We start from the raw sequence: 26,052 nt of genomic DNA, 5'->3' as shown, positions 1-26,052 counted from the left end.
AGCCAAAGCTTAGTCAACAGTATGCAAGCAACCATATTGATGACAATTGAGTAACAGCCAACCACACCAATGAAGAGGATACTGTGAAGACACTATTTGCCCCGCTAACGTTAGCAACACTGACTAAAGTCACCGTTAAAAAGTTAACCCGATTAATTACCCACTATACCGTACTGCCCTTGCTGTTGATAAGTCAGTTTGCCTTTGCCAATGAAATTCGCCGTAGTGAAGTGCCGCAAATCACAGTGAATCTGGGTGAAAAAATTGCTTTTCATTCCACCAACCTAGACGAGCAGCGGGAGTTTTACCTGCGTTTGCCCCAAAGTTATGGGCAAAGCAAGCGTAATTATCCGGTGATCTATTTACTCGACGCCAACAATGAAACCTTAACCTATATGGAAAACCTCTATTTTCATGCGGTGACACAAATTGAGCGGTTGATGAAACATGGTGATATTCCCGAAAGTATCATTGTTGGTGTGCCTTTTAACAGCAACCAATGGTTCAGTAACGTTATCAGCAACCCTAAACCTTTCAGCGACTACTTAACCAACGAATTATCCGCCTACGTTACAGATAACTACCGAACCCTGGACAATAGCATTTTGATTGGCCAATCGTATTCCGCCGTTTTCGTGATAAATTCGCTAGCCACCAGCCGCAATAGTTTTAACAGCTACGTAGCGATAGAACCGGTTTTAGCGAGTGGCGAATTAGAAAAAGCCATCGCCAACTACCAGGGCATTTCAGTGCAAGACCGCGACTTACAGATCATCATGGGCGGCGCAATAATGTTGCACGAAGCCATAGAATTTAGTGAAAAGGTAGCGAGTTCAAACACTAAAGGGGTAAATATTAGCATTGAAACCTTCCCATCAGAATCCCATGGCTCAGTCTATTATCCAGGTCTTAACCGTGCTTTGAGAAAACACTTTAAAGACTATCGACAACCCGATAAAGAGCTGATCATCTCGTCTAATGTTGGTCACCAGCAGCTGCTGGACTATTTTGACCAAAGAGCGGCCAAATATCGGGTCGAAACATCTGAAAAAGAATTTCAGTCTGCGGTTTTTGACACTATTTTTTATTACCTTAAGGCCAAAAAATTTGAGCAGGCATTTGCCTTATGGCCAGTCTGGCAATCGCCTTATAAGGTATATAATGCCAACCGTATCATCAGTCACTTCTTGCGTCAAAATGATAAAGCCTCAGCCATTGCGCTGTTACAACAAATGGCTAAGGCGATGCCGACATCCGTCAGCACGTTCGATCGCCTGGCGACGCTTTATCAACAAGACCAACAAACTGAACAAGCAAACAAGTACCGGTTAAAAGTTAAAAAACTTTTGACTGACATTTTCAGTAAACCGCTATCACCGCAACAAGAAGCCAGCTTGAATCGATATGGCTATCGCTTGCTTGGCGAACAAAGAAACCAGCAGGCGTTATCGGTATTTAAGCGCATAACCCAGGCAAATCCAGACTCAATAAACGCCTTTGACAGTTTGGCTGACGCCTATGAAGCCACGGAAAATTATCCGCAAGCGATCAAAGCGATGGAAACAACGATTGCTATTGCGAATCGTAAAGAGAATGTGAATGCCGCAGCAATGCAGCAGAAATTGAATCGTCTCACAAATATTCACAATGACCATAAACGTAAATAACGTTCATCATAACAACAAATATCCAGACCGATTTTCTCATTTTGAAAAAACAGCGTTTTTGCAGTTCATCGACAAAGAACTTATCAGCTATGTGGATAAAAACTATCGTACCAGCAAGGAACGCTCAATACAGAGCTGAAATCACACTTGTACTTTACCATCAGCGAAGGCGAAGGTTCGGTTATTGCCGGCACAGAAAAATTAAATGCACTATTAAGCAGCAAAGCACCAAGTTCACTGCGCTGGCAGTATCGAGTCATTGCGGATGAACAACACCTCACGACTGCCCATGCCACCTTGTACCAGGGATTAAAAGATTACTTCTATGGCTATAAAATGTTCCAAATTGATAGTCTTGACCTATTCCAAAAAGCCGGAGGGCTGATGACTTTGAACAATTTGAATTGTTTATGAAAGAATTTCAATCATCCGAGATGGTAGCCAAGATTAAACTGCATGGCTCCAACTCAAGTGCACAATATTATTTGCAATATAAACACTATGAAAAAGCGATTGAGATATACCAAAAGATGGCCAATGCAAACCCCGACAACGCCAGAATTCAACATGAACTTGGCGATATTTATCTACAATTGAATCAAAAAAAGTACCACCAAAATGTATTATCAAAAGGCCGTTGAGCTAGCTGAAAAATCTAACGATAAAAGACTCATGGATTATCAAAAAGATTTTGCAGCCTTAAATTAATCATTTTAAGGATTTACGGTTGCGTTTCCGCTTTAGCTGTATATACTAACAGTACATAGGTACTGTACAGATACACAGGAATGTTATGCGCCCGCTTACCAACAGACAACAACAAATATTTGATTTAATAAAAGAAAAAATTGCCGAAACCGGTATGCCACCAACACGTGCCGAGATTGCCAGCTTTTTCGGCTTTAAATCCGCCAATGCTGCCGAAGAGCATTTGAAAGCGCTGGCGAAAAAGGGCTTTATTGAAATGCTGCCCGGCACCTCACGCGGTATTCGTTTAGCCGAGGCGCATATTGAAGAAGAAGGCCTGCCCTTAATTGGTCGTGTGGCCGCCGGCGAGCCAATACTGGCGCAAGAGCATGTCGAGGATCATTATAAGATTGATGGCAGCCTGTTCCACCCTGCCGCCGATTACTTATTACGGGTTAATGGTGAGAGTATGAAAGATATTGGTATTTTAGATGGTGACTTACTCGCCGTTCATCAAACCACCGATATTCAAAATGGTCAGGTTGTTGTCGCCAGAGTGGAAGAAGACGTTACGGTGAAGCGTTATAAGCGTGAAGGCAATGTGGTATATCTGCATGCTGAAAACGAAGACTTTTCACCCATTGTGGTGGATTTGGCCAGCCAGCATTTTAATATTGAAGGTATCGCCGTCGGGGTGATCCGCAATGCCGACTGGATGTAACCTTACCTCAATAACAAACCAGGTTGCAAGCCAATAAAGCTGTACAAAAAACAAACTGCCCAGAAGCCAGATTATGTACAATAATCTGGCTTTTTTTATTCCCCTAACACCTTACCCCCGCTGTAACCCATTCAATTTAAGAGCATTTACTCTATCGCAACAGCGCAAAAATAAATTAACGTTTTTATAACAAAGCACTAGACCTTGCTTAAAAATTAAGTAATTCTAGGATAGGAAGTAAACAAAGCCACTGGCTTTGATAAAAAAATATAACGGTAAAATAATAATAAAAAATGCGCTAAATCTACCACTTCCTTCGATGTAGATTTGAGGTACATACGATACCAAGTTGATTAAATATCTGCTCATTTTTAATGGTTAAAACGAATAACTACGGCTTTATAAAATTGATAAGTAGAATAACTACTTACTAAATTTTATGCATTGTATTTATCCGTTTTCCCTCATGAAAAAGTAGATCACATACTTAATCAAATTGGTATGATGCCAATCACTAGCACAGTGTTGGCAGAAAAATAAAAATAATAACGTACGGGAATTAGAGACATCGAGTGAACTCCCACAGGGTTCAGATGTATCTTGTCACTGTTTCTGTATTTTCTAGGCTAATAAAGCAGAGGAGATGTCGGGTGAAAAGACGTAACCTGGGTTGGCTGGTGTTGGGAAGCTTGCTTTCCAGTTCAGCTTGGGCAAAAGATATGCCATTGAACATGACACAAGGGGTGACAGATGTCAGCCAGAGTGTTTACGATTTGCATATGCTGGTAATGTGGATATGTACGGTAATTGGCATCGTAGTATTTGGCGCCATGTTCTGGTCGATGATATTCCATCGCAAATCAAAAGGCGCAAAAGCTGCGACCTTCCATGAAAGCACCAAAGTAGAAATACTCTGGACCGCTATTCCAATTTTAATTCTCATCGGTATGGCCTGGCCTGCTACCACTACCTTGATCAATATGGAAGATAACGCTAATTCCGATATCACCATTCAGGTAACTGGCTCGCAGTGGAAATGGCATTACAAATATTTTGATCAGGGCATAGAGTTTTACAGTGTACTGGCAACGCCGAGTTCACAATTTGATAACCGTGACGGCATCAAAGAAGACAAATGGTCAAATCCAAACTATTTACTCGAAGTCGATAAGCCATTAGTCATCCCGGTTAATCGTAAAGTGCGTTTTTTAATTACCTCTGATGATGTGATCCATTCTTGGTGGGTACCGGCATTTGCGGTGAAACAAGATGCCAACCCGGGCTTTATTAATGAAGCCTGGACCAAAGTCAACGAGGCCGGCATTTACCGCGGCCAATGTGCGGAGCTTTGTGGTAAAGACCACGGCTACATGCCGGTTGTGGTTGACGTGCGCAGTGAAGCCGATTATGAACTTTGGCTTAATGAGCAGAAAATAGCCAAAACCAAAGCCGCCGAAGCAGAGGCGCAATCATTAACCGCTACAATGTCGATGGATGAGTTAATGAGCTTAGGTGAAAATATCTACACCGCTCATTGTGCCGCGTGTCACCAGGCAACGGGCCAGGGCTTGCCACCGGCATTTCCAGCGTTAAAAGGAAGTCCGCTAGCGACGAATGCCGACCAACTTGATGAGCACATCAATGTGGTATTCCACGGCCGTTCAGGAACGGGGATGCAAGGCTATGGCAAACAATTAACCCTGAAAGAACTTGCCGCCGTTATTACTTACGAGCGTAATGCTTGGGGTAACAATACCGGTCAAGCCGTTCAGGCTGCCGATGTAAATGCTACTGCCGCAGGAGCGGCTGGTGCAACGGCTCAGCCAGCGGTCGAAATTAGTGAGTCAGCCCCTACCGATGCCACTCCTGCAGCCGCTGCAGAAGTTGATATGGGTGATTTATCGATGGATGAGTTAATGGCAAAAGGTGAACAGGTTTATGGCACGGCATGTGCTGCTTGTCATCAAGCTAGCGGCGCTGGTATGCCACCAGCATTCCCGGCCCTAAAAGGCAGCCCTGTCGCTTTAGGCGATGTTAATGTTCACATTGACATGGTTGCCAACGGCAAACCAGGTACTGCAATGATGGGCTTTGCTGCACAGTTATCTCCACAGGAGATGGCGGCAGTAATTACATATGAACGCAACGCCTGGGGTAATAACACCGGCGATACCGTGCAAGCCAGCAACGTTGCCAAATAAGGGGGAATGATTATGACAACAGCAACAGACACACTCGATCACCATGACGACGATCATCATGATCATAAAATGACCGGCATCAAGCGCTGGTTATATACCACTAACCATAAAGACATTGGTACTCTGTACCTTTGGTTCTCGTTCATTATGCTACTTACCGGTGGCGCCATGGCGATGGTCATTCGGGCGGAACTATTTCAGCCGGGATTGCAAATTGTAGAACCCGACTTTTTTAACCAAATGACTACAGTACACGGTTTAATCATGGTCTTTGGTGCCATCATGCCAGCCTTTACCGGCCTGGCGAACTGGATGTTGCCGATGATGATTGGTGCGCCAGACATGGCGCTGCCACGGTTAAATAACTGGTCATTCTGGATTTTGCCATTTGCCTTTAGCATCTTATTGGCATCACTGTTTATGGAAAGCGGTGGTCCTAACTTTGGCTGGACCTTCTATGCGCCATTATCTACCACTTACTCCAATGGCAGTACCGCGTTTTTCGTATTCGCCGTACACATTATGGGTATCTCTTCGATTATGGGCGCCATTAATATCGTGGTCACCATCATGAACTTGCGTGCGCCAGGTATGACCTACATGAAGATGCCATTATTTGTATGGACCTTCTTCATCACCGCATACTTATTGATTGCGGTAATGCCGGTGCTTGCCGGTACGGTGACTATGGTATTAACCGATACCTACTTTGGTACCTCATTCTTTAATGCCGCAGGTGGCGGTGACCCGGTCATGTTCCAGCACATTTTCTGGTTCTTCGGTCATCCGGAAGTGTACATCATGATCTTACCGGCGTTTGGTATTGTCTCGACCATCATTCCGGCTTTTGCCCGTAAACAATTGTTTGGCTACAGTTCCATGGTTTATGCCACGTCATCGATTGCGTTCTTATCGTTTATCGTCTGGGCACATCACATGTTTACCACAGGTATGCCATTAGCCGGTGAGTTGTTCTTTATGTACTGCACCATGCTCATTGCCGTGCCTACCGGGGTGAAAGTGTTTAACTGGGTGGCAACGATGTGGCAAGGGTCGATGACGTTTGAAACACCGATGCTGTTCTCTGTCGCCTTTGTGATTTTATTCACCATTGGCGGTTTCTCCGGCCTGATGCTGGCGATGACACCGGTAGATTTCCAGTACCATGACACTTACTTTGTGGTGGCCCATTTCCATTATGTATTGGTTACCGGTTCATTGTTCTCAATTTATGCGGGAGCTTACTACTGGTTGCCTAAATGGACCGGCCATATGTACAGTGAGAAACTAGGTAAATGGCATTTCTGGTGTTCAATTATTTCAGTAAACCTATTGTTCTTCCCAATGCATTTCTTAGGGCTTGCCGGTATGCCACGTCGTATTCCTGACTATGCGCTACAATTTGCTGACTTTAACAAGTGGGTGAGTATTGGTGGTTTCGCCTTTGGTTTATCGCAATTGATTTTCTTAGTGTTGGTGATCAAATGCATTAAAGGTGGCGAAAAAGCGCCAGCGAAACCGTGGGATGGTGCTGAAGGCCTAGAGTGGGAAGTGCCATCGCCGGCGCCGTATCACACCTTCTCAACACCACCAGAAATCAAGTAACAATAGGGAAACACCGTGGATAAAGACAACGCAAAGCCTGTGGATGAGCAAGTGAAAAAAGGGGTTACTAAGTTAGTAGTCACCGTTTTTGCGATGTTCGCCTTTGGTTTTGCGCTGGTACCTTTATACGATGTGTTTTGTGACATTACCGGGTTAAATGGCAAAACCGCAACCACTGCGGCCACCGTAAATGCCGATGGCATTGATACTTCAAGAATCATCAAAGTGCAATTTATCAGCCGTACCGCGCAAGGCGCAGCATGGCAATTTACACCAGAGATGAATTCGATTGAGGTACACCCGGGCGAAATGAAATTTGTAAAATTTTACGCAAAAAATGAATCCGGCAGAGATGGTGTGGCGCAAGCGGTACCTTCGGTGTCTCCTGGCTTGGCGGCAAGTTATTTTCAAAAAATAGAATGTTTTTGTTTTAACCAGCAACCATTAAAAAGTACAGAGGATGTGTGGATGCCACTGCAATTTTATGTGGATATCGACTTACCTGAAGAGATTAATGAGCTAACTTTGTCATATACCTTGTATGACATAACCGATAGCGCAAAATCATGACTCGGTTTCTAAATTAAGCGTAGGGGAAATAATAATGACAACAGAAAAATACGAAAGCTATTATGTTCCAGACCAAAGCCACTGGCCAATTGTCGGCGCAGTCGCATTATTTTTAATTGCCATTGGCGCCGGTAGTTATGTCGCTAATTTAGATACCGGTGAAGGCATTGGCGGCTGGGTATTATTGGCCGGTATCGCCATGGTGATATACATGGTATTTGGTTGGTTCAGCAATGTGATTGATGAATCGATGGCGGGTAAATACAGCGCGCAAATGGACAATTCATTCCGCCAGGGGATGAGCTGGTTTATTTTTTCAGAAGTAATGTTTTTTGCCGCTTTCTTCGGCGCATTACTCTATGCCCGAGTGTTTTCGGTACCTTGGTTAGGCGGTGCCGGTAACAACCTGGAAACCATGCAAGTATTATGGCCCGAGTTTTTAGCGGCCTGGCCGTTAACCAAAACGCCTGATGGCACAACCACAGAAGCCATGGGTTGGGGTGGCTTGCCACTGTATAACACCATATTGTTATTAACGTCATCGTTTACCGCCCACTTTGCCCATGTCGCCTTAGAGCAAAATAAACGCGGTACATTAAAGATTTGGTTAGGCATCACGGTATTATTGGGCTTAGCCTTTTTAGTGTTGCAAGTGGAAGAATACATCCATGCCTACTCGTCAATGGGCTTAACGCTTGCCAGTGGTATCTATGGTAACACCTTCTTCTTATTAACCGGCTTCCATGGCATGCACGTAACGCTGGGAACCATCATGTTAATCGTGATGTTCTGCCGGGTATATAAAGGACACTTTACTCCTGATAATCACTTCGCCTTTCAGGCCGCAAGTTGGTACTGGCACTTTGTTGATGTTGTGTGGGTAATGTTGTTTGTGTTTGTTTACATACTATAAAGCGGTTACAAAGACTGTGCATTAATTGGTGCACAGTCTTTTAGATAGTAGATACAGGGTACAGGGTACAGGCAGCATGTTTGTCCTCTGGCAGATAGTGTCACGAGCTGCGGGCGGTATGTTGTATTCTCGGACTACAGTGTGAATTTTAACGGTGCTTTGAGTAAACGCGGACTGCCAGAAGCTAGTTGCCAGGAGCCTAAAGGAACTAGGAAAAAGGTGCAAGGTGCAAGGTGCAAGCAGGAAGGTTAATCTTCCTGCTGATAATTGCTAGTAGGGTCTTGGATTGGGGCTGATGTACCCGGTTAACAGACCAATGATCAGAATAAGTACAATTAAGCCGGATAACATCACCCGGCGACCGATATATTTAGACATGGGTGGTTTTTCTGGGTCGTTTTTATTCATTAACACCATCGCTCGAAACAAGTTGTAAATCATAATCGCTAATAAGGCGACAATGATAATTTTATACTCCACTGTTTTGCTCCCATTTATTTTTAGTAGTCGTTGTAATGGTTGGCACTGTGCATCATAAAACTTCAAAAACCGATTTGCTTAAATCATATCTCGCTTCATGGCGTTTGCCCTGGGTTATCTTTACCTTGCTGGTATTTTGCGGATTAATCAAGCTCTCTCTGTGGCAATATGATCGCGGCCAGGAAAAACAAACTCGACTAGATAACATCGCGCAATTAAGTCAGCAACAGGCAATGCCATTAAGCGAGCTGTTAACTTCGGCAAAAACCAATAACATTGATAATATTAATGATGTACCGGTACAGCTTAGCGGTAGCTTTAACAACCAGTTTACTTTCTTACTCGATAATCAAACGCATCAAGGTCAGTTAGGCTATCGAGTGCTGCAAGTGTTTCATGACAGCAACTCTAATCAACAGTTATTAGTCAATCTGGGCTGGATTGTTGGCAGCATCGATCGAAATTTTATCCCGTCAGTTGCTGCCATCAAGGGCCGGCAAACCCTCAGTGGCAATGTCAGAATTATTGAGCAAGGTATTGTTTTAGCAGAACAACAATTATCGACGCAATCGTCACCGATTCGCGTTCAACAAATCGACATCGAAAAAATATCGCAATTAATTAACATTCAGCTATTGCCCTTTGTGGTGTTCTTAGATAAAAAAGATACACTGGGTTATGAAAAAAACTGGCAACCGGTAGTAATGCCGCCTGAAAAACACCAGGGTTATGCATTTCAATGGCTAAGTTTAGCCATAGCCTGGTTAAGCCTGATGTGCTGGGCAAGTGTTAAAATTTACCGTAGTCGCGATGGCGCGCTATAGCAAAACAACAGCAAAAAACAACAATAGAAAAATAATAATAGGCAAACTATGACAACCACTCAGCAAAAATCTAGACGCAGTTTATTACTAGTGCTGGCCGCATTCATAATCCCCATCGTATTGGCGAAACTGGCATTGCAATACCAATGGTTCAATTATGGCGTCACCAACCAGGGTGAGCTGTTGACACAGCCGATGACGCTCAACCAAACGGGGATAGAAGCCGAACAAGAGAAACAATGGTTAGTGATATACACCTTGCCAGAAAATTGTGATCAACAATGCCAGCAAACGCTGGTTGGTATTGAGCATACCTATTTAGCCCTAGGTCGTGAAACCCCGAGAGTCACCCCCATTGCCATTAGCGCTTCGCCATTTAATGCCGAACAATTGCAACGTGTGAATAAAAATCACTGGCGTATTATCGACACGCCGATGAATGCAGAAAAGCCGTTAGCCAAAATGCAAATATACATTGCCGATCCACTCGGCAATATTGTCTTAACCTATCAACAACCAACCGATAGCGACGCTATTCCGGCATTTGGTAAGTCGATGTTAAGCGATCTGAAAAAGCTGCTCAAATATTCGAGGATTGGCTAATGCTCAGCTCAAAGAAAAGCATCATTAACAGGCGCAACACCCGCAAGCTGGTGTTTGTTGCCATATTGCTCGCCATTGTCGTAATCACGTTGGGCGCATACACCCGCTTGACCCATGCGGGTCTTGGTTGTCCAGACTGGCCTGGTTGTTACGGTTTTCTCGATGTACCAGAAACGGCAGCCAAGATTGAACAAGCCGAAGCCGCGTTTCCAGAGCGTCCGGTTGAACCAGAAAAAGCCTGGAATGAAATGATCCACCGCTACTTTGCCGGTACCTTAGGTTTGCTTATTGGCTTAATCTTTATTCTCTCGTTCAAACATCGAGATCAGGGCAATCCGTTATTTTTACCCACCTTGTTAGTCGCCACCGTGATATTTCAGGCTGCTCTGGGGATGTGGACGGTCACGATGAAGCTGATGCCGATTGTGGTCATGGGACATCTTCTTGGTGGCTTTGTTACCTTATGCCTATTGTATCTACTCTATTTGCGTTTAACCCCTTATCGGGTGCCTGGCGGCGATTTCAACCTGAAAAAATACCAAAAGCTGACATTGCTTGGGGTAGCAATTTTAACGATACAAATTGCCCTTGGTGGCTGGACATCCAGTAACTATGCGGCTCTGGTGTGTACGCAATTACCCATTTGCCAGGATGGCTGGCTTGAACAACTAACCTTTGCCAATTCGTTTGATCTAATTCCACCAGAGCGTGACACATATGAATTTGGTTTCTTAAACCATGCCGAACGCATCACCATTCATTCGATGCACCGTATCGGCGCTATCATTACTACGCTATATTTGGCCTGGTTAGCGATAAGTGTCTTTATCAATGCGCAATCAGGCTTTTTCAAAAGCAATGCCATGGTAATAGCTTTCATCCTTACCTGTCAGGTTGCCCTTGGAGTGAGCAATATCGTATTCGCTTTACCTTTACCAGTGGCGGTTAGCCATAACGTAGTAGCGGCGTTATTGATGCTGAGCCTTATTACCCTGGCCTACAGCTTGAAGCGCAAAACTTAGGAAATATTATGAGTAAAACATCGGCACAATCATTACCTATACCTGAGCAAGATACAGTGGTTTCCTGGAAAGAATATTATGAAATCACCAAACCTCGAGTCGTTGCGCTGCTGGTGCTAACGGCCTTAGTTGGCATGAGTTTATCGGTACCAGGCGCCATACCCTGGCAAATTTTACTGCCGGCTATGCTCGGCATTGGTATGTTATCTGCTGCGGCGGCGGCGATTAACCATATTGTCGATAAACGCATCGATGCGGTAATGGCCCGTACTCACAATCGGCCACTACCCAATGGCCGCCTAAGTACTCCTAAAGCCATTGCCTTTGCCGCCATGTTATCGATTACTGGCTTTGTCATGCTTTACGTCCTGGTGAATCCGCTTACCGCCTGGTTAACGTTTGCTGGCCTGGTTGGCTACTCGGTGGTCTATACCATGTATCTAAAACGAGCGACGCCACAAAACATTACCATTGGTGGTTTAGCCGGTGCCATTCCGCCATTGCTGGGGTGGACCGCGATGACCAATGAAGTGCATCCACATGCCTTATTGTTAGTGTTATTGGTCTTTGTCTGGACCCCACCGCATTTTTGGGCGTTGGCCATTCATCGCCGCGATGATTATGCGAAAGTGAACATTCCAATGTTGCCGGTAACCCACGGCATCACCTTTACCAAAACCCAAATATTGCTCTACACCATATTATTATTTGTGGTCGGCTTAATGCCGTATTTGGTGGGCATGAGTGGCTGGATTTACTTGATCGGCGCCTGCGTCTTAAACCTGGCATTTTTTGCCTATGCGTGGAAATTAAAGTTCAATCCGGAAAGCGATACGGCGATGAAAACCTTTCGTTTTTCCATCGTCCATTTAATGGTGCTGTTTGTCGTACTCTTAGCCGATCATTATATTCTTCCGAGCGCGATTTAAACCTACAAGGTATTGCATGAACAAACTTCTTATTATCATTCTGGCTGTAGTATCTGCCGCCTTAGGCGCATTTCTTTACCAACAACAGCAAGTGAGTCAACAACCTGAACACGCGCTGTTGTATCAGCAAACCCGAGCAATAAAAAACTTTGAGCTAACCGATCATAACGGCAACCGTTTTGGCAATGAGCAGCTATTAGGTAAATGGACGTTATTTTTCTTTGGCTATACTTCCTGTCCAGATGTGTGCCCGGTGACGTTACAAGAGCTGAATTACATCTACCCGGAGTTAAAACAAATCACCGGGAACAAGATGCAAGTGGCATTAGTAACCGCCGATCCAAAGCGTGATACCGAAGCAAAGCTGAACAGCTATATTCGCTATTTCAATGAAGAATTCTTTGCCCTGCGCGCCGGCCATGAAATGCTATTTCCTTTCGCTCGCAACCTGGGCTTAATGTACGCCTTAACCGAAGACACCAACGAAGCAGAATATTTAGTAAATCACAGCGCCTCAATTGTATTAACTAACCCGAAAGGGCAAATACAGGCAATTTTTAAACCGACACCACAAGATGGCATCGGCGTACCCAGTATTGATTCGGAAATCATGCTCAGTGATTTTAATAAAATTTATCAACTTAAAAACTAAGATGATTTATTCGCCTCTTTGTTAGAGGCGATTTTTGGCTATTATGAATGAATACCCTCGTTGGGCGCTAGGGCCTGTTTGAACAAAATTTGTTCCGCAGAGGTCAACAGTCCCTAGCCTGAAACACCAATAAAGTATCGAAAATGGCATTATTATTGATAAAATAACGTATTTTCTTTGAGCTATCACAAAAGGCACTGGAAACTTTGAGCGTATTATTGATAAAATCAGGAATAATATAAATTCAGTAATAGAGCGATTTAAGATGGGCAGAGCTTACCAAAACCGTAAAGCCGATATGGCAAAAACTGCGGGACAAAAAACCAAGGTTTATTCTAAGTACGGTAAAGAAATTTACGTAGTGGCGAAAAATGGTGGCCTTGACCCGGACGGCAATCTGGCATTACGTCGCTTAATTGAAAAAGCCAAAAAAGATCAGGTACCTACGCACGTAATTGACAAGGCGATAGATAAAGCCAGTGGCGCCGGTGGTGAAAACTACGAGCCGGCACGTTATGAAGGTTTTGGCCCCGGCGGCTGTATGGTCATTGTCGATTGTTTAACCGACAACACCAACCGCACCATCAAAGATGTACGTCAGGCGTTCACTAAAACCAATTCAAAAATTGGTGGCCCGGGTTCGGCCTCATTTATGTTTGATCATCAGGCATTATTTTGTTTCAAAGGCGACGACGAAGACGCGATTTTGGAACTGTTAATGATGGCCGATGTTGATGTTACCGATGTCGAGCTGGAAGACGGCATCATCACCGTGTTTGCTCCCCATACCGAGTTCTTCAAAGTGAAAACCGCTTTAACCGAAGAAATGCCAGACATCAGCTTCGAAATGGAAGAGATCACTTGGGTACCACAAGATTACAAAACCATTTCCGATGAAGACGACATTGCTGCCTTTGAAAAATTCATGGGCATGTTAAACGACAGTGATGATGTACAAAACATTTATCACAATGCTGAAATCGAAAGTTAATTTTTATTTCTCGACAAGCTAAAACATAAACCGGTACTTGTTACCGGTTTTTTATTGCTAAATGTTTATATTGAAAAGTCATAATTTGCAAATTTTGTTCTGTATATAAGTTTATTTCAGCACTGACCTGCCCAAATTAGAATTAATACCGTCCATGGTAATTCTTTATAAGCACTTCCCTGTTACAAACTTAAATCCATCCCTGATAGTTTGCATTCCATCATGAAGTAAAAAAGCTAACGATTTCTCGTTAGCTTTTATTTGGTTGCCTTTACTTTAGTCGCTATCCCAATTGCTAAGCTGCCTATAATACAGGCTCAGGAAATGCGGTTGGGTCTGCGGAATTGGCATCCCAAAGCGCACCAACTCCAATAGGTGACCAGATATCATCAACTCCATTAGGAAAGTTCTTCATGCTTCTTGGGTTGTTGATACCATCAACGGTATAACTGCCACTTCCAATAGCGAATGTTGTTTCAGCAACACCATCACCTAATTGGTCAACAGGGCTACCGTAACCATCATAGAAAGCTGTCCCACTAGAGTCTGATAAATAGCTATTATCAAAGAAAATTGCTGCATTTTGACCACTATAATCAAACTGGACATCAGATTTTTTTACACTTCCTGTATCAGCACCGACAAATTGTTCTAATATTGAAGCATTAACAGAACTATTGGATCTACCATACACTCGACTATTAGAGAAACTACTATCTAATTCACCGTAATTATTCATATAAAAGGAACTAGATGTTGAATATAGATAACTAGCCTTAATAGATCCTTGATTTCGGTTCCACAAAGTATCATTGCCTGTCAAATAATTATGCTCAACAACGCCATAGTTATTCCAACTGGTGCTAGCTGTAATATAACTATTACTTATGGTCCCATAGTTATTACCGTATTGATTGAAACTTAAATCACTGCGGTTTACTGTTGATTGGCTATCAAAATGCCAATTTAATGCCAGTTTGATATTGGCAAAATTAACTTCTGTGTTATAGAGATAAAGTGTACCTGAGCCTGCACCCGAAGATCGTACCGTCACCACTTGTTCTGCTGTGCCTGAAATTACACTATCGTAAAAATACACAGGTGTATCTTTATTAATCATAATTGCAGTGCCAGCATTAACAGTAACATTAGTTAATGAAACTGATTGCGTATAACTGCCTTCATCATTATCAATACTATAACCAACAATATAAACCACACCATCGCTACTCACATTGCTATTATCGATTGATTTACCGGTAATATTGCCCATTAATGGGTGATTAGCTTTATCAAGTGGATCATAGTTGTAGCGCACTTCATCACCATCGTTAATGCCATCGCCATCACTATCGGCCAAATACGGGTCAGTACCATACGTTGACTCATCGGCATCTAATAACCCATCGTTATCGTCATCGAAATCTTCGCTATCGATTAATCCATCCATATCATTGTCTGGGTCAGTTGCAGGATGTGATTCAGCATCTAACGGGTTAAATATAGAGCCGTAGACAGGATCAGATTCCCAATCTTCTTGTAAATCACTGTAACCATCATTGTCGTTATCGTAATCTAGATAATCAGGAATGGTGTCATCATCCCAGTCTGCGAGGTAGAGTTGGTTGCCAGTAATAACAGGATACAGATGGGTATCTTGCTCTTTATCCGGTGCATAGCCCGTTTGTTCCGCAATGGTACTTAGATCAGTATTGCCCCAATAGTTATGTGATATATCAAGATATTTAGCACTTACCGATGATTCAGAATCCAACACATTAAAGCGCATCGTTAAACGTGTGTTATCACCCGTTAATGTAGTATCAGAATTAGTTAATACATTATCAGTTAAACGTAATGAACTTGAGCCAGTTATAGAACTGTCAATTAAAGTTGTGTTTCTAATCGTGGTCGCTCGGTCAATTCTTGCATCAACGAAATAGCTATTTTCTACACTTCCATTTCCGAAGTAAAAACTTGCACCGTTAAAGGTTGAGTTTACGGTATTATTTATTTTAGCTATATAACGTGAAGTTGTTTCAGGGTTACCACTGTACTGATTGAATTTACTAAAAGTAGTATTATCAACTGTTCCAATGCGTGTTGAATTGTTATAAGAACCTGTACCATAGCCGTACTCATTGAACATGCTATTTTTTAACGATTTGATATAAAAGTTTGGTCGAGAATTATAATAACCATTTACGGTGCTATTACTCAAAGATAAAGGCACTAGGTAATTCGGTCGACTCCATATATCAGAATAATCGTAATAAACTTGTAAATAATTAAGTTCTGTATAATTAAACTCACTGGCGGTATTATTGGACGTATCATAAATAATTGCTGACTGATCACCATTTTCACCATCACTATAGTTAGAAATCGGGTCGGTAGATATCTTCACCATCTCTGTTTCTGAACCATAGGCCATAATATTACCTCGCGTCATAATATGGCGTTTGGCGCCATTAAACTCGATTTCTGTACCAGGCATTAAGCTTAATGTAGCACTTTCACGGATCAACATATTTCCGGTGATGATGTATGGCGAGCGCGATTTCAGCCAAATTTCATTAACGGCTATCACACCACCATTTAGTTCAGTAGCGCCAGCATTTTCAATCGATGCAGTTGCTGATACAGAGGCTGTTTGATCACTTTCTAAGGCGTTACCATCTAGCCAGGTGACGCGATAATAAAACTTATCATCGTTCCAAATGCTGTTATCAACAAAATAAGGGGTATCAGTAGTGACTTCAGCAACTTGAGTAAAGATATTGCTATCTTCAGAACGATAAATACGATAAGCCGTAGCTTCAGCTTGTTTTGTCCACACCAAACCAATTTCATTATCACCAGCTGACACATTTAAGCCAGTTAGTGCCGTATTGCCCACTTTCGCCTCAGCGATAATTTCTGTTGCCAGAGTGACACCATCATCGGTAATAATTTTAAAATAAATGGTTTCCCCTTGAGCTGCTGCCAAAGCAATCATATGCTCAAGTGACTCTTCGCTGGTAATAACCAAAGATTGATCTAAATAATTTGGATCAGTGCCATACCAAATCGTCGCCGTTGTTAGCTCATTGGTAGTAAAAGTGATAATTAACTGCCCATCAACGGTTTGTGCCAGTAAATCACTGATTGTCGGTGAAGTACTTATTGCCAAGTCGGTAGAAGCATTAATCGTGGCACTGTTGCCAGCGATATCAACAAAAGTCGCTATTGGGGTTGCGGTAATATCTTCTGCTGATTGAATTAAGTAATCAGTTTCGTACACACCATCATCAGCCAGGCTATCACCATTTAAGCCGTCGTCAAAAAGCGCTAAATCTGTGACTAAACCAGGTATTGTCACCGTTGCCATACCACCAGTTTCGTTAGCGGTTAAGGTTAGATGCAAAATATCATTCATGGTTGTAACATTCGACAGAATCAGACTGGTTAAGTTGACTTGAGTATCCAGGGTGATTGAACTAACCGCAGACGTTAAGGCATTACCACTTGCATCGGTAAAGTCTACCTGCACTGTTTTTTCACCATCTCCAGCCGTTAATGTTAATTCACGACTCGCATTAAATGCCTCCGCGGTTTGAACAACCCCACCTTCGGTAATTTGCATGTTGCTGGCGTTTGCATTGGTAATGGCTAAATTAACATTCGGGTTATTGGTATATAACGCACCATCGTTAATATAAACAAAACTATTACGTACACGAGTTACTGGCAGAGTATATTCAGTTTCTCCGGCAACTAAACTCAGTTCATGGCTAACCGTTTCCCAACTTCCATTTGGATAAGTAATTTCAAAAATGTAATCACCTAACGGTAATGCTTGAAAATCAAATACACCCGCATCGCTTGGGTTAATCGAAGTGATTTGACCGTTTTTACTAGCCGTAATGGTCGCCAGTGTATAGTCATTGCTTTCATCTATGGTTAGTACGCCAGAAACCGTGGCCGTTGCTTGCATTAAATTGATAGTGCCTACGTCGGTATCCAAATGGGCTGTAACCGAATAAGAGCGATTTTTTACTAAGGTTTGAATATGATCTTTACTAAAGCTAATGCCTTGCGGGTAATCACGGGCTGGCAAACGGACAGACCAATTACCTTCGGCATCTGTTACCGTTGATAATGAAGTGTTGATTAACTCAACTTTAACACCAGAGTGATTAACAAAACCCTCTAAGTTAATTTGTCCCGATATAGTACCCATATTCTCTGTGGGATCACTTTCCGGGAAGCTATCAGCATTATTCATATCCCACCAGGCACCTACTCCCTCAGGCGACCAAATGCCATTAGCCTCTAGGTAAGGTTTGAATACCAGATTAGGGAAATTAGGAGTTGAACGCGGATTATTAATACCATCAACAGTGTATGTATTACCTCCAAGTTCAAATACCGTCTCTGCAACGCCATCACCAATTTGATCAACTGGCTCTCCAAAGCCATTGTAAAAAGTGCTACCTGAAAGGTTACTTATATAACTACCATCAAAAAATGCAGCTCTTGTTTCATTGGAATATAACTGAACATCTGAATTTGCTATATTTGCAGCTTGATCTCCACCTAAGCGCTTCATTACAGAATCATTAATGATACCACCCATTTCCATGTAAACGTGGTTACTAGCAAAACTATTTTTAATCTCACCTTGGTTAAATAGTTCATGGTAAATAGATGAAAGATTGATATATGTTTGCTCAATAACACCTGTATTCTGATTCCAAAAAGCACTGTTTCCGGTTATATAACTTTGGCCTATGTATCCATAATTGTGCCAATACGCTTGTGATGATATTAAGCTATTCTTAATCGTTCCATTTACAGTTACATTCCAATGTTTATTAAAACTTAAATCACTTCTATTGATTACTGTAGCCTGATCAATATTGATACCTATCGCCACTTTTATATTGGCATATGCAACCTGACTATTATTAAACTCTATACGACCACTACCAGCTCCAGTAGCCCGTATAGTGATAACATTAGCATCAGTCCCCTCAACCACGCTGCTATTAAAATAAACAGAGGTATCTTTTTCGATCATCAATGCGGCACCAGCATTAACAGTAACGTTATTAAGATTTACTGGCGCAACGTATTCACCACCATCGTACATTGAATCTTTAACGGTATAACCGGCAATATAAACAACTCCTTCGGTATTTACATTACTGTTATCAATGGTTTTACCGCTAATGTTACCCATTAATGGGTAATTGGCTTTATCGAGTGGGTTATATTTAAAGCTGACTTCATTGCCGTCATTAACGCCATCGCCATCACTATCGGCAAGGAATTTATCGGTTAAACGGATTAGCTCGTCACTGTCTAGCAAGCCATCGTTATCGTCATCTAAATCATCGACATCGGCAATGCCATCCATATCATTGTCTTTATCTCCTGCGGGGTATGAATCAGCATCTAAAGGATTGAAGATTTCACCAAATTCAGGATCGGATAACCAGTCTTCTTGCAAGTCACTGTAACCATCATTATCGTTATCGTAATCAATGTAGTCTGGGATGGTATCGTTATCCCAATCGGCAGTGTACAAGGCTCCGGTGGTGATGATGGGATATAAATGGGTGTCTAAAGTTTGATTAGCGGTGTAACTGGTTTGTGCTGTAATGGCAACAAGGTCGGTAGAACCCCAATAGTTATACGATACATCCAACTGTTTAGCACTGACATTAGACTGGGCATCTAACACGCTGTAGTGCATGGTTAAACGGGCATAGTCACCCGACAATGTCACTTGGGTATTCGTTAAAGTGCTGCCATTAATTCGCAATGAATTAGAACCTGTAACCCTCGTATTGGTTAACGTGCTATTTGAGATGCTTGTGGCATACTCAATTTTGGCATCCTTAAATTGGCTGTTATCAATATTGCCATTTTCAAAATAAAAGCTGGCACCGTTAAATTTACTGTTTACGGCACTGTTAATGCGTGCAATATAATTGCTTGTCGTTTCGACTTCACCACTAGAATTGAGTTTATTAAATGTGACATTATCAACGGAATCGACTCTTAATACGTAGTTGCCTGAATATGAACCATAGCCGTATTCGTTAACGACTGAATTTTTGGCGGATTTAATATAAAAGTCTGGCAGGTGATCATTCTTGCCATTTACCGTACTGTTAATAAGTGCCAATGGTGCAGAATAATTTGATCTTTGATAACTCTCACTGTAATCCTGATAGGCTTTTATATAATTGAGTTCAGTAAAATTTAATGCACTGGGTGAGGTGTTGGCAGTATCAAAAATTAATGCACCAGAATAATTTTGGTTGGCACCTTCAAACGCCGACAGTTTTACTAAATTATCGGCTTGGCCCAAGGCGGTAATTTTACCTGAAACATGCATGCTTAAATCGGCTTGGGTAAATGCCACTTCAGTTGCCGGCAATAACAATAATTCAATATCGGTTTTCACCTTCATTTTGGCGCTGATGTTATATGGTGAACGAGATTTTAACCAAACCGTATTTGCGTCAATAACACCACCCGCAATCTCAGTTGGGCCTGCTAAAGTAAGCTCTGGTGTTGCTTCAACGGCTTCTCCATTGTCACTCTCATTACCATCGATATCTTCTGCGGTTACCCGGTATGAATAGGTTGTGCCATTGCTGGCAAGGGCATCAACATAATAACGTTCGCTTATTAATGCATTGGCGTTGATTAAGGTGAAAACATTGCCGCCATCTTCTGAGCGGTAAATTCGATACCCAGCCGCATTTTCGGCAGGATCCCAAATTAACCCAACTTCATCACTACCTGGGTATGCCCCCAACCCTGCAACTGGTGGTGGTGCCAATTTACTTTGCCCTTCAAACTCCGCGTAATTATTCACACTATCATTGGCGGTAATACGGAAATAAGTCATGCTGTTTGGCGACAGGCCATTCAAGGTAATGCTGTGTGTTTTACTTAATGTGGCATTAACGTCTAAACGATTAGATAAGTTCGCTAAATCGCTACCAAAATCAATCACCGTTGTTGCCGGTTCGTCGGTCGCAAAGTTTAAGATCATTTCACCAGATGCAATATTAGAGCTGGTAATTAAGTTTTTAATGGTTGGCGGTGTATTTAACACGATATTAGTGTCTGATTCTAATGACGCAGTATTACCGGAGATATCGGTTACAGTAGCGAGCGCAGCTAAGTTAATGTCTATCGGCGTATCAATATAAAAATCACGCTCGTAAATGCCATCGTTTGCTGTGGTATCACCACCAAAACCATTGTCTAATAAAGGCAACTCTTGCACTAAACCAGGAATGGTTGCGGTAACAGTTGCCCCTAATTCTTGATTTAAACTCAATTGTAAATGTAATAAGTCACCCTTAGTGCTTGCGCCGCTAACGGTAAAATACGCAATATTGAGTTTGGTATCGAGTTTTATTGTGTCACTTACCGATGGCAACTCAACGTTATTGATATCACGAAAACGTACGGTTACGGTTTTGATACCATCGCCCGCCGATAATGTATGCTCGTAAACTTCAGCAAAAGTAAGCCAGTTACTATCATTGATGCCGTCAACGATCCTCATTTCAACGGCATCGGTATTGCCCATGGCAAGACTAACTTGCTGGTCATTGGTATATTCTGCACCTTCATCAATAATGATAAAGCTTTGACGCAATGCGATATCTTCGATAACAAAATTTTCTTGGGTATCATTGAGAGTTACGTTGAATACAACGCTTTCCCAACCGCTATCACTACAAGATATGGTGAACTGGTATTCGCCCAACAACAATGCTTGATTTACGTCACCAGTATCACTAACCGACAGAGCGCCAGAAAATCCAGTGGCATCGCCATTAAGCCCCTCCGCCTGTACGATTAAGCTGCCAGAACAGGTATTTGCCGCACTCACATTAAACGATAAGTTGGCGTTATTTTGGATCAGTTTTACTGGCGCTACCGTAAATTGACCGTTTTCGGTTACTGTAATAGTTTGCACACTGTTTTGCTGGGCAAAATAATCCTTATGGTAGCTAATACCTTCACCATAGTTTCCTACCGGTAAATTAATCGACCATTTACCGGTACTATCAGTAAAGGTTTTAAATTCTGTGCCGGTAAAAACAACTTCTACCCCTGAATGATCAACCCGTTTATTAAGTGAGGCTTGGCCTGTCACGATTCCCGATTGAGGTTCGAGATAAACTATATAACCTAGTTCATTATTTTCTTCAGAAATAACCACGCTAATGGCTTGCGCTTTATAGCCAGCACGCGAAAACTGTAACTGGTAATTGCCAGGTTTAATGGCATAAAATGCGAAAGAACCATCTTCATTACTTTGCTCAGTATAACCTGTACCCGACAAAGTGATTGTTACCCCACTATGATCTGTTTGCTCGGTCCCCAAGCTTATTTGACCACTAAAATTGAATGGGGTTAATAGGATATTCTCGGCTAAAGTTGTAGTTTCGCCCTGATTTATCGCTACATCAATTTGTTGGCTTCCGTAACCAGCGTGGCTAGCAATAAGTGTGTAATTTCCAATGGGATGATTGGTAAAGGTAAACTGGCCAGCAGCATCAGAGGTGGTACTTTGCCCTGTTTCATGAATAACAACATTAACCCCAGCTAAAGGAGAATCATCATTACTGGTTACGGTACCAACTAAAGCACCTTTTAAACTGTTCAGTTTAATTAATTCAAGATTTACCACGGTACCAGTAACTATCTCTACACTTTGAGTGATCGTTTGATAATTAGAATCGGTAAAGTTTAAATTATAGGCACCTGCAGTAAGGTTGTTTATGACAAAAGAACCATCTCTTGCACTCACCGCCTCTTTATCGGTCCCCTCAACCGAAACAATAATTCCGGCGTGGTCCATATCGTGTATTTTATCAGAATACTTAACAAAGCCAGTTAAGCTACCGGTATCTACCGTCCTTCTTGATAACTCAAAGGTTTCAACCATTGCTGTTTGATTACGCAAAATATTAACTGCAGTACTTTTAGCACTGTCAAAATAGTTTGAAACAACAATGAATCGATATCCATCACCTACTGGCAATGCCGGGAACGTAAAGGTGCCACTAGTGTTAGTAATGGTAGAATATACACTGTTGTCTACCGCTCTTGCATAGACTAATACATTAGCAAGATTCTCATTTTCACTGGCTGTGAGTTGCCCTGCAGCGCTACCTTTTTGATTATTTAATTCAATGCTAGATAAGTCGGTAGCCTGTCCTGAAACAATGGAAAAATTTAATTGTTTGCTAACAAAATTATTTTTACTGACAACTAAGGTATATGTGCCCTCTGGTAAACCTGTAAATTCTACGTTGCCAGATATTGGCGTAGTTTGTTCTTCAACAAGCTCCACAACCTTAACAACAGCACCTTCAATAACTTGCCCTGAAGATAAACTCGCCACGGTAATGTTTACCGAACCAGTAGCGGTTTGCTCCTCAGCAGTAATATTTTGCGTTAAGGTTTCACCCGCAGCCACAGATAGCTCTTCAATTTTTACACCGGCATTAGCTGTTTGATCAACCATGACTAAGGAGTAATCAGTACCTGCCGCAATTTCTGCTTGATAATTACCTTCTGCATCGACAGCTAGAACCACAGGGTCGATAATAGGTTGGCTGATTTCAGAATCGTCGCTAACATTGCTTTGAGTTGCGGTTGCGGTAATGGTTGATGGGGCTAAAATTAATGTCGTCGTGTTTTCAGTAACTTTACTAGATAATATGCTACGAGCCCTTAAGGATTTGACTTGCGCAACAACGGCTTGCTCAATATTACCCTTGATGGTGGCTCTATCCGAGAAAACAACAGGCTCTTCAGAAGTATCACTACTGGTAAAACACACTATTGTAGATTGACTAATCTCTTCTACATCTAAAATGCCATTTTCATTGAGATCTAGGCCACTATCTAACTGAATACCACCAGATAAACAAACTTCACCAGGCTGAATTTCACTAGTTACAAGCAAGCTGGTTAAGCCATTGGCTCCATCTTCACCATCGGCACCATTTTGGCCGTTACAAATCAGTTGAGTTGTAGCAACCTCGTCAGAGCTTAAAGTGTTGTCACCATTAAGATCCAGGCCTGTTTCAATTTTGAAGCCGCCAGTAGGGCAATCTTCTCCAGCTGCGATTTCACTCGTTAGAATTAGGCTGGTCAAGCCATCATCACCGTTGCCACCATTATGACCATTACAAATGGACTCGGTTTTTTCCACTTCGCCAGCATCTAAAATGCCATTATTATTTAAATCAACGCCGGTTTCAATTTGGAAACCACCGGTTAAACAAATATCACCTGGCTGAATTTCAGTAGTGGCAAGCAAGCTGCTTAAGCCATCTGTTCCATCTTCACCATTTTGGCCGTTACAAATCAATTGAGTCGTAGCGACCTCGTCAGAACTTAAAGTGCTGTCACCATTAAGATCCAGGCCACTCTCAATTTTGAAGCCGCCAGTAGGACAGTCTTCTCCAGCTGCCATTTCACTTGTCAGAATTAAGTTGGTTAAGCCATCATTACCGTTGCCACCATTTTGACCGTTACAAATGGATTCGGTTTTTTCCACTTCTGCAGCATCTAAAATGCCATCATTATTTAAATCAATGCCAGTTTCGATTTTGAAACCACCGGTTAAACAAACTTCACCGGCAAGAATTTCAGTAGTGGCAATCAAGCTAGTTAAGCCATCTTCACCATCTTTAGCAAAACAGACTGTAGCCGTTTTAGTAATTTCATCAGCATCTAAATTACCATCAGCATTAATATCCATCCCCGCATTGATATTAATTCCGCCGCTGAGGCAAATATCTCCCGCAGGCTCATCAACAATAGTTAATAAACTTGCTGAACCATCTTGGCCGTTTTGACCGTCTTCGCCATTACAGACTGTTCGAGTATTATCAACTTCTGCTTGATCTAAAGTACCATTACCATTTTCATCGATACCTGTATGTACTTCAATACCACCGTTTGCGCATATAGGTCCGCTGTTGAGATAAGAATGTTTGATTTCTATCGAATAATTTTTGGGAGGTATAGGGTTATCTGGTTTTTTGGGGGTGGCATCTCCTCCACCACCACCGCCACAAGCAGTTAAAGTAAATAATAAGCAAGCGAATAGGTATTTTGAGAATCTCATATTGAACATTCCATTGTTTAAGAGGGGAGGGTTTTCTAAATTCAAAAACCGCATTTTTATCCATACAATAACTTAACAGACTAATCTTAAAACAATCAACAAATATGTTAATATATTGATTTATATCATATATGTTTTGAGTTAAATCAATTCACTCAAAAATTGAGATTAATGATTCCTTATTTGTTGATTCCATCATTTATTAAACTTCACCCATAAAAATGAACAAAGCCAGTAGTGGCAGCTACTGGCTTTGTTCATTTTAGAGTCTGTTTGCAACTCTCTAATTTCAGTTATCCATTAAGCCGTCATGCCATATTTGGCGAACAACTGTTTTTCTTCCACTTGCAGGTCACAAAATAATTTACTGCCATGAACGCGTTCTATATAGGCAGCAACTTTTGGCCATTTACTGGCATCGCATCTTTGTTGACAATGATGCATCATCAAGAACATTGCACCCACGCATAAATCCGCCAAAGTGAAACTGTCCCCTACCAGAAAATTACTGCTCAACTCATTTTCCAGGTAAGTGCAGATTTCCGGAATTTCGGTAGTGATTGCTTTATCGATATCGGTTTGAATTGGCTCTCGATTGAAAAATTGTTTCGCCAAAATTACTTCTGCAAATAAATGCCCTCCTATCACCTCCACCATTTTGCTGCTGGCATATTCGGCAAACCATAATGCCCGTGCCGCGGCAATATCATCGCTTGGCAGTAGTGCCGGTTGTGGATATGCACGCTCAAGGTAGGCAATGATCACTGCGGAGTCGGTGATAAAGTTATCGTCACTGGCAAATAAAGGGATTTTACCGAGCGGGCTGTTATCAACAAATTCTACTGGTTTATCTTCCATAAACGGAAAAACGGGTATCTGCTGATAATCCAGGCCCTTGAACGCCAGCGCCAAACGCACTTTACGAACATAGGGGGAAAGTTCGACGCCGTACAATGTTAACTTTGCCATGTTATTTTCCTTTGTTAAGAGTATTCGATAAAAATATTGCCTGTTCAGTATAGA

Annotated in this window: 17 protein-coding genes; 14 read left to right on the top strand and 3 right to left on the bottom strand. The window is 42.1% G+C overall.

Going from position 1 to position 26,052, the window contains the following annotated elements:
• Positions 1-83: 83 nt before the first annotated feature.
• From ND16A_RS15810 to ND16A_RS15845, 8 genes are all read left to right on the top strand, one after another.
• Positions 84-1,667: an alpha/beta hydrolase-fold protein gene (locus tag ND16A_RS15810; protein ID WP_033076251.1), complete on the top strand. Its 1,584-nt coding sequence runs from the start codon at positions 84-86 to the stop codon at positions 1,665-1,667.
• Between the two features lie 147 nt (positions 1,668-1,814).
• Positions 1,815-2,081: a hypothetical protein gene (locus tag ND16A_RS15815; protein WP_033076250.1), complete on the top strand. Its 267-nt coding sequence runs from the start codon at positions 1,815-1,817 to the stop codon at positions 2,079-2,081.
• Positions 2,078-2,308: a tetratricopeptide repeat protein gene (locus tag ND16A_RS15820; protein WP_033076249.1), complete on the top strand. Its 231-nt coding sequence runs from the start codon at positions 2,078-2,080 to the stop codon at positions 2,306-2,308. The genes ND16A_RS15815 and ND16A_RS15820 overlap by 4 nt, the downstream gene beginning before the upstream one ends.
• Before the next feature lie 152 nt (positions 2,309-2,460).
• Positions 2,461-3,075, top strand: coding sequence for a transcriptional repressor LexA (gene lexA / locus ND16A_RS15825; RefSeq protein ID WP_033076248.1), 615 nt, complete (start codon positions 2,461-2,463; stop codon positions 3,073-3,075).
• Positions 3,076-3,794: 719 nt separating this feature from the next.
• Positions 3,795-5,276: a cytochrome c oxidase subunit II gene (gene coxB, locus ND16A_RS15830; protein WP_443080276.1), complete on the top strand. Its 1,482-nt coding sequence runs from the start codon at positions 3,795-3,797 to the stop codon at positions 5,274-5,276.
• A 69-nt stretch (positions 5,277-5,345) separates the two neighbouring features.
• The gene (gene ctaD / locus ND16A_RS15835) at positions 5,346-6,881 is read left to right on the top strand and encodes a cytochrome c oxidase subunit I (protein ID WP_235281963.1); all 1,536 of its coding nucleotides are present in this window, start codon (positions 5,346-5,348) and stop codon (positions 6,879-6,881) included.
• A 15-nt stretch (positions 6,882-6,896) separates the two neighbouring features.
• Positions 6,897-7,451: a cytochrome c oxidase assembly protein gene (locus tag ND16A_RS15840; protein ID WP_052072847.1), complete on the top strand. Its 555-nt coding sequence runs from the start codon at positions 6,897-6,899 to the stop codon at positions 7,449-7,451.
• Between the two features lie 34 nt (positions 7,452-7,485).
• Positions 7,486-8,364, top strand: a complete 879-nt coding sequence (locus tag ND16A_RS15845; protein ID WP_033076245.1) for a cytochrome c oxidase subunit 3 — start codon at positions 7,486-7,488, stop codon at positions 8,362-8,364.
• A gap of 270 nt (positions 8,365-8,634) precedes the next feature.
• Here the strand turns inward: ND16A_RS15845 and ND16A_RS15850 are convergent, their stop codons facing one another.
• Positions 8,635-8,844: a DUF2909 domain-containing protein gene (locus ND16A_RS15850; RefSeq protein ID WP_033076244.1), complete on the bottom strand. Its 210-nt coding sequence runs from the start codon at positions 8,842-8,844 to the stop codon at positions 8,635-8,637.
• Positions 8,845-8,891: 47 nt separating this feature from the next.
• Here ND16A_RS15850 and ND16A_RS15855 point away from each other — a divergent pair, with 47 nt between their 5' ends.
• From ND16A_RS15855 to ND16A_RS15880, 6 genes are all read left to right on the top strand, one after another.
• Positions 8,892-9,668, top strand: coding sequence for an SURF1 family protein (locus ND16A_RS15855; protein ID WP_033076270.1), 777 nt, complete (start codon positions 8,892-8,894; stop codon positions 9,666-9,668).
• A gap of 48 nt (positions 9,669-9,716) precedes the next feature.
• Positions 9,717-10,271 carry a hypothetical protein gene (locus ND16A_RS15860; protein ID WP_052072845.1) on the top strand — a complete coding sequence of 185 codons (555 nt, stop codon included), beginning with the start codon at positions 9,717-9,719 and terminating at the stop codon, positions 10,269-10,271.
• Positions 10,271-11,293: a COX15/CtaA family protein gene (locus ND16A_RS15865; protein WP_052072844.1), complete on the top strand. Its 1,023-nt coding sequence runs from the start codon at positions 10,271-10,273 to the stop codon at positions 11,291-11,293. The genes ND16A_RS15860 and ND16A_RS15865 overlap by 1 nt, the downstream gene beginning before the upstream one ends.
• Before the next feature lie 8 nt (positions 11,294-11,301).
• Entirely contained in the window at positions 11,302-12,222 is a 921-nt protein-coding gene (gene cyoE / locus ND16A_RS15870) for a heme o synthase (RefSeq protein WP_033076243.1), read from the top strand.
• Positions 12,223-12,238: 16 nt separating this feature from the next.
• On the top strand, positions 12,239-12,874 hold the full coding sequence (locus tag ND16A_RS15875; RefSeq protein ID WP_033076242.1) for an SCO family protein: 636 nt from the start codon (positions 12,239-12,241) through the stop codon (positions 12,872-12,874).
• A 265-nt stretch (positions 12,875-13,139) separates the two neighbouring features.
• The gene (locus tag ND16A_RS15880; protein ID WP_033076241.1) at positions 13,140-13,865 is read left to right on the top strand and encodes a YebC/PmpR family DNA-binding transcriptional regulator; all 726 of its coding nucleotides are present in this window, start codon (positions 13,140-13,142) and stop codon (positions 13,863-13,865) included.
• Between the two features lie 304 nt (positions 13,866-14,169).
• Here the strand turns inward: ND16A_RS15880 and ND16A_RS15885 are convergent, their stop codons facing one another.
• Positions 14,170-25,029 carry a DUF7151 family protein gene (locus tag ND16A_RS15885; protein WP_033076240.1) on the bottom strand — a complete coding sequence of 3,620 codons (10,860 nt, stop codon included), beginning with the start codon at positions 25,027-25,029 and terminating at the stop codon, positions 14,170-14,172.
• Between the two features lie 300 nt (positions 25,030-25,329).
• On the bottom strand, positions 25,330-25,998 hold the full coding sequence (locus ND16A_RS15890) for a glutathione S-transferase family protein (protein ID WP_052072843.1): 669 nt from the start codon (positions 25,996-25,998) through the stop codon (positions 25,330-25,332).
• Positions 25,999-26,052 lie beyond the last annotated feature (54 nt).

Origin of the sequence: Thalassotalea sp. ND16A (assembly GCF_000764205.1) — a bacterium.
In the GTDB taxonomy this organism is placed as follows: Bacteria; Pseudomonadota; Gammaproteobacteria; order Enterobacterales; family Alteromonadaceae; genus Thalassotalea_A.
Note: the sequence above shows the minus strand (reverse complement) of the source record. Positions and strands in the feature narration are given on the sequence as shown.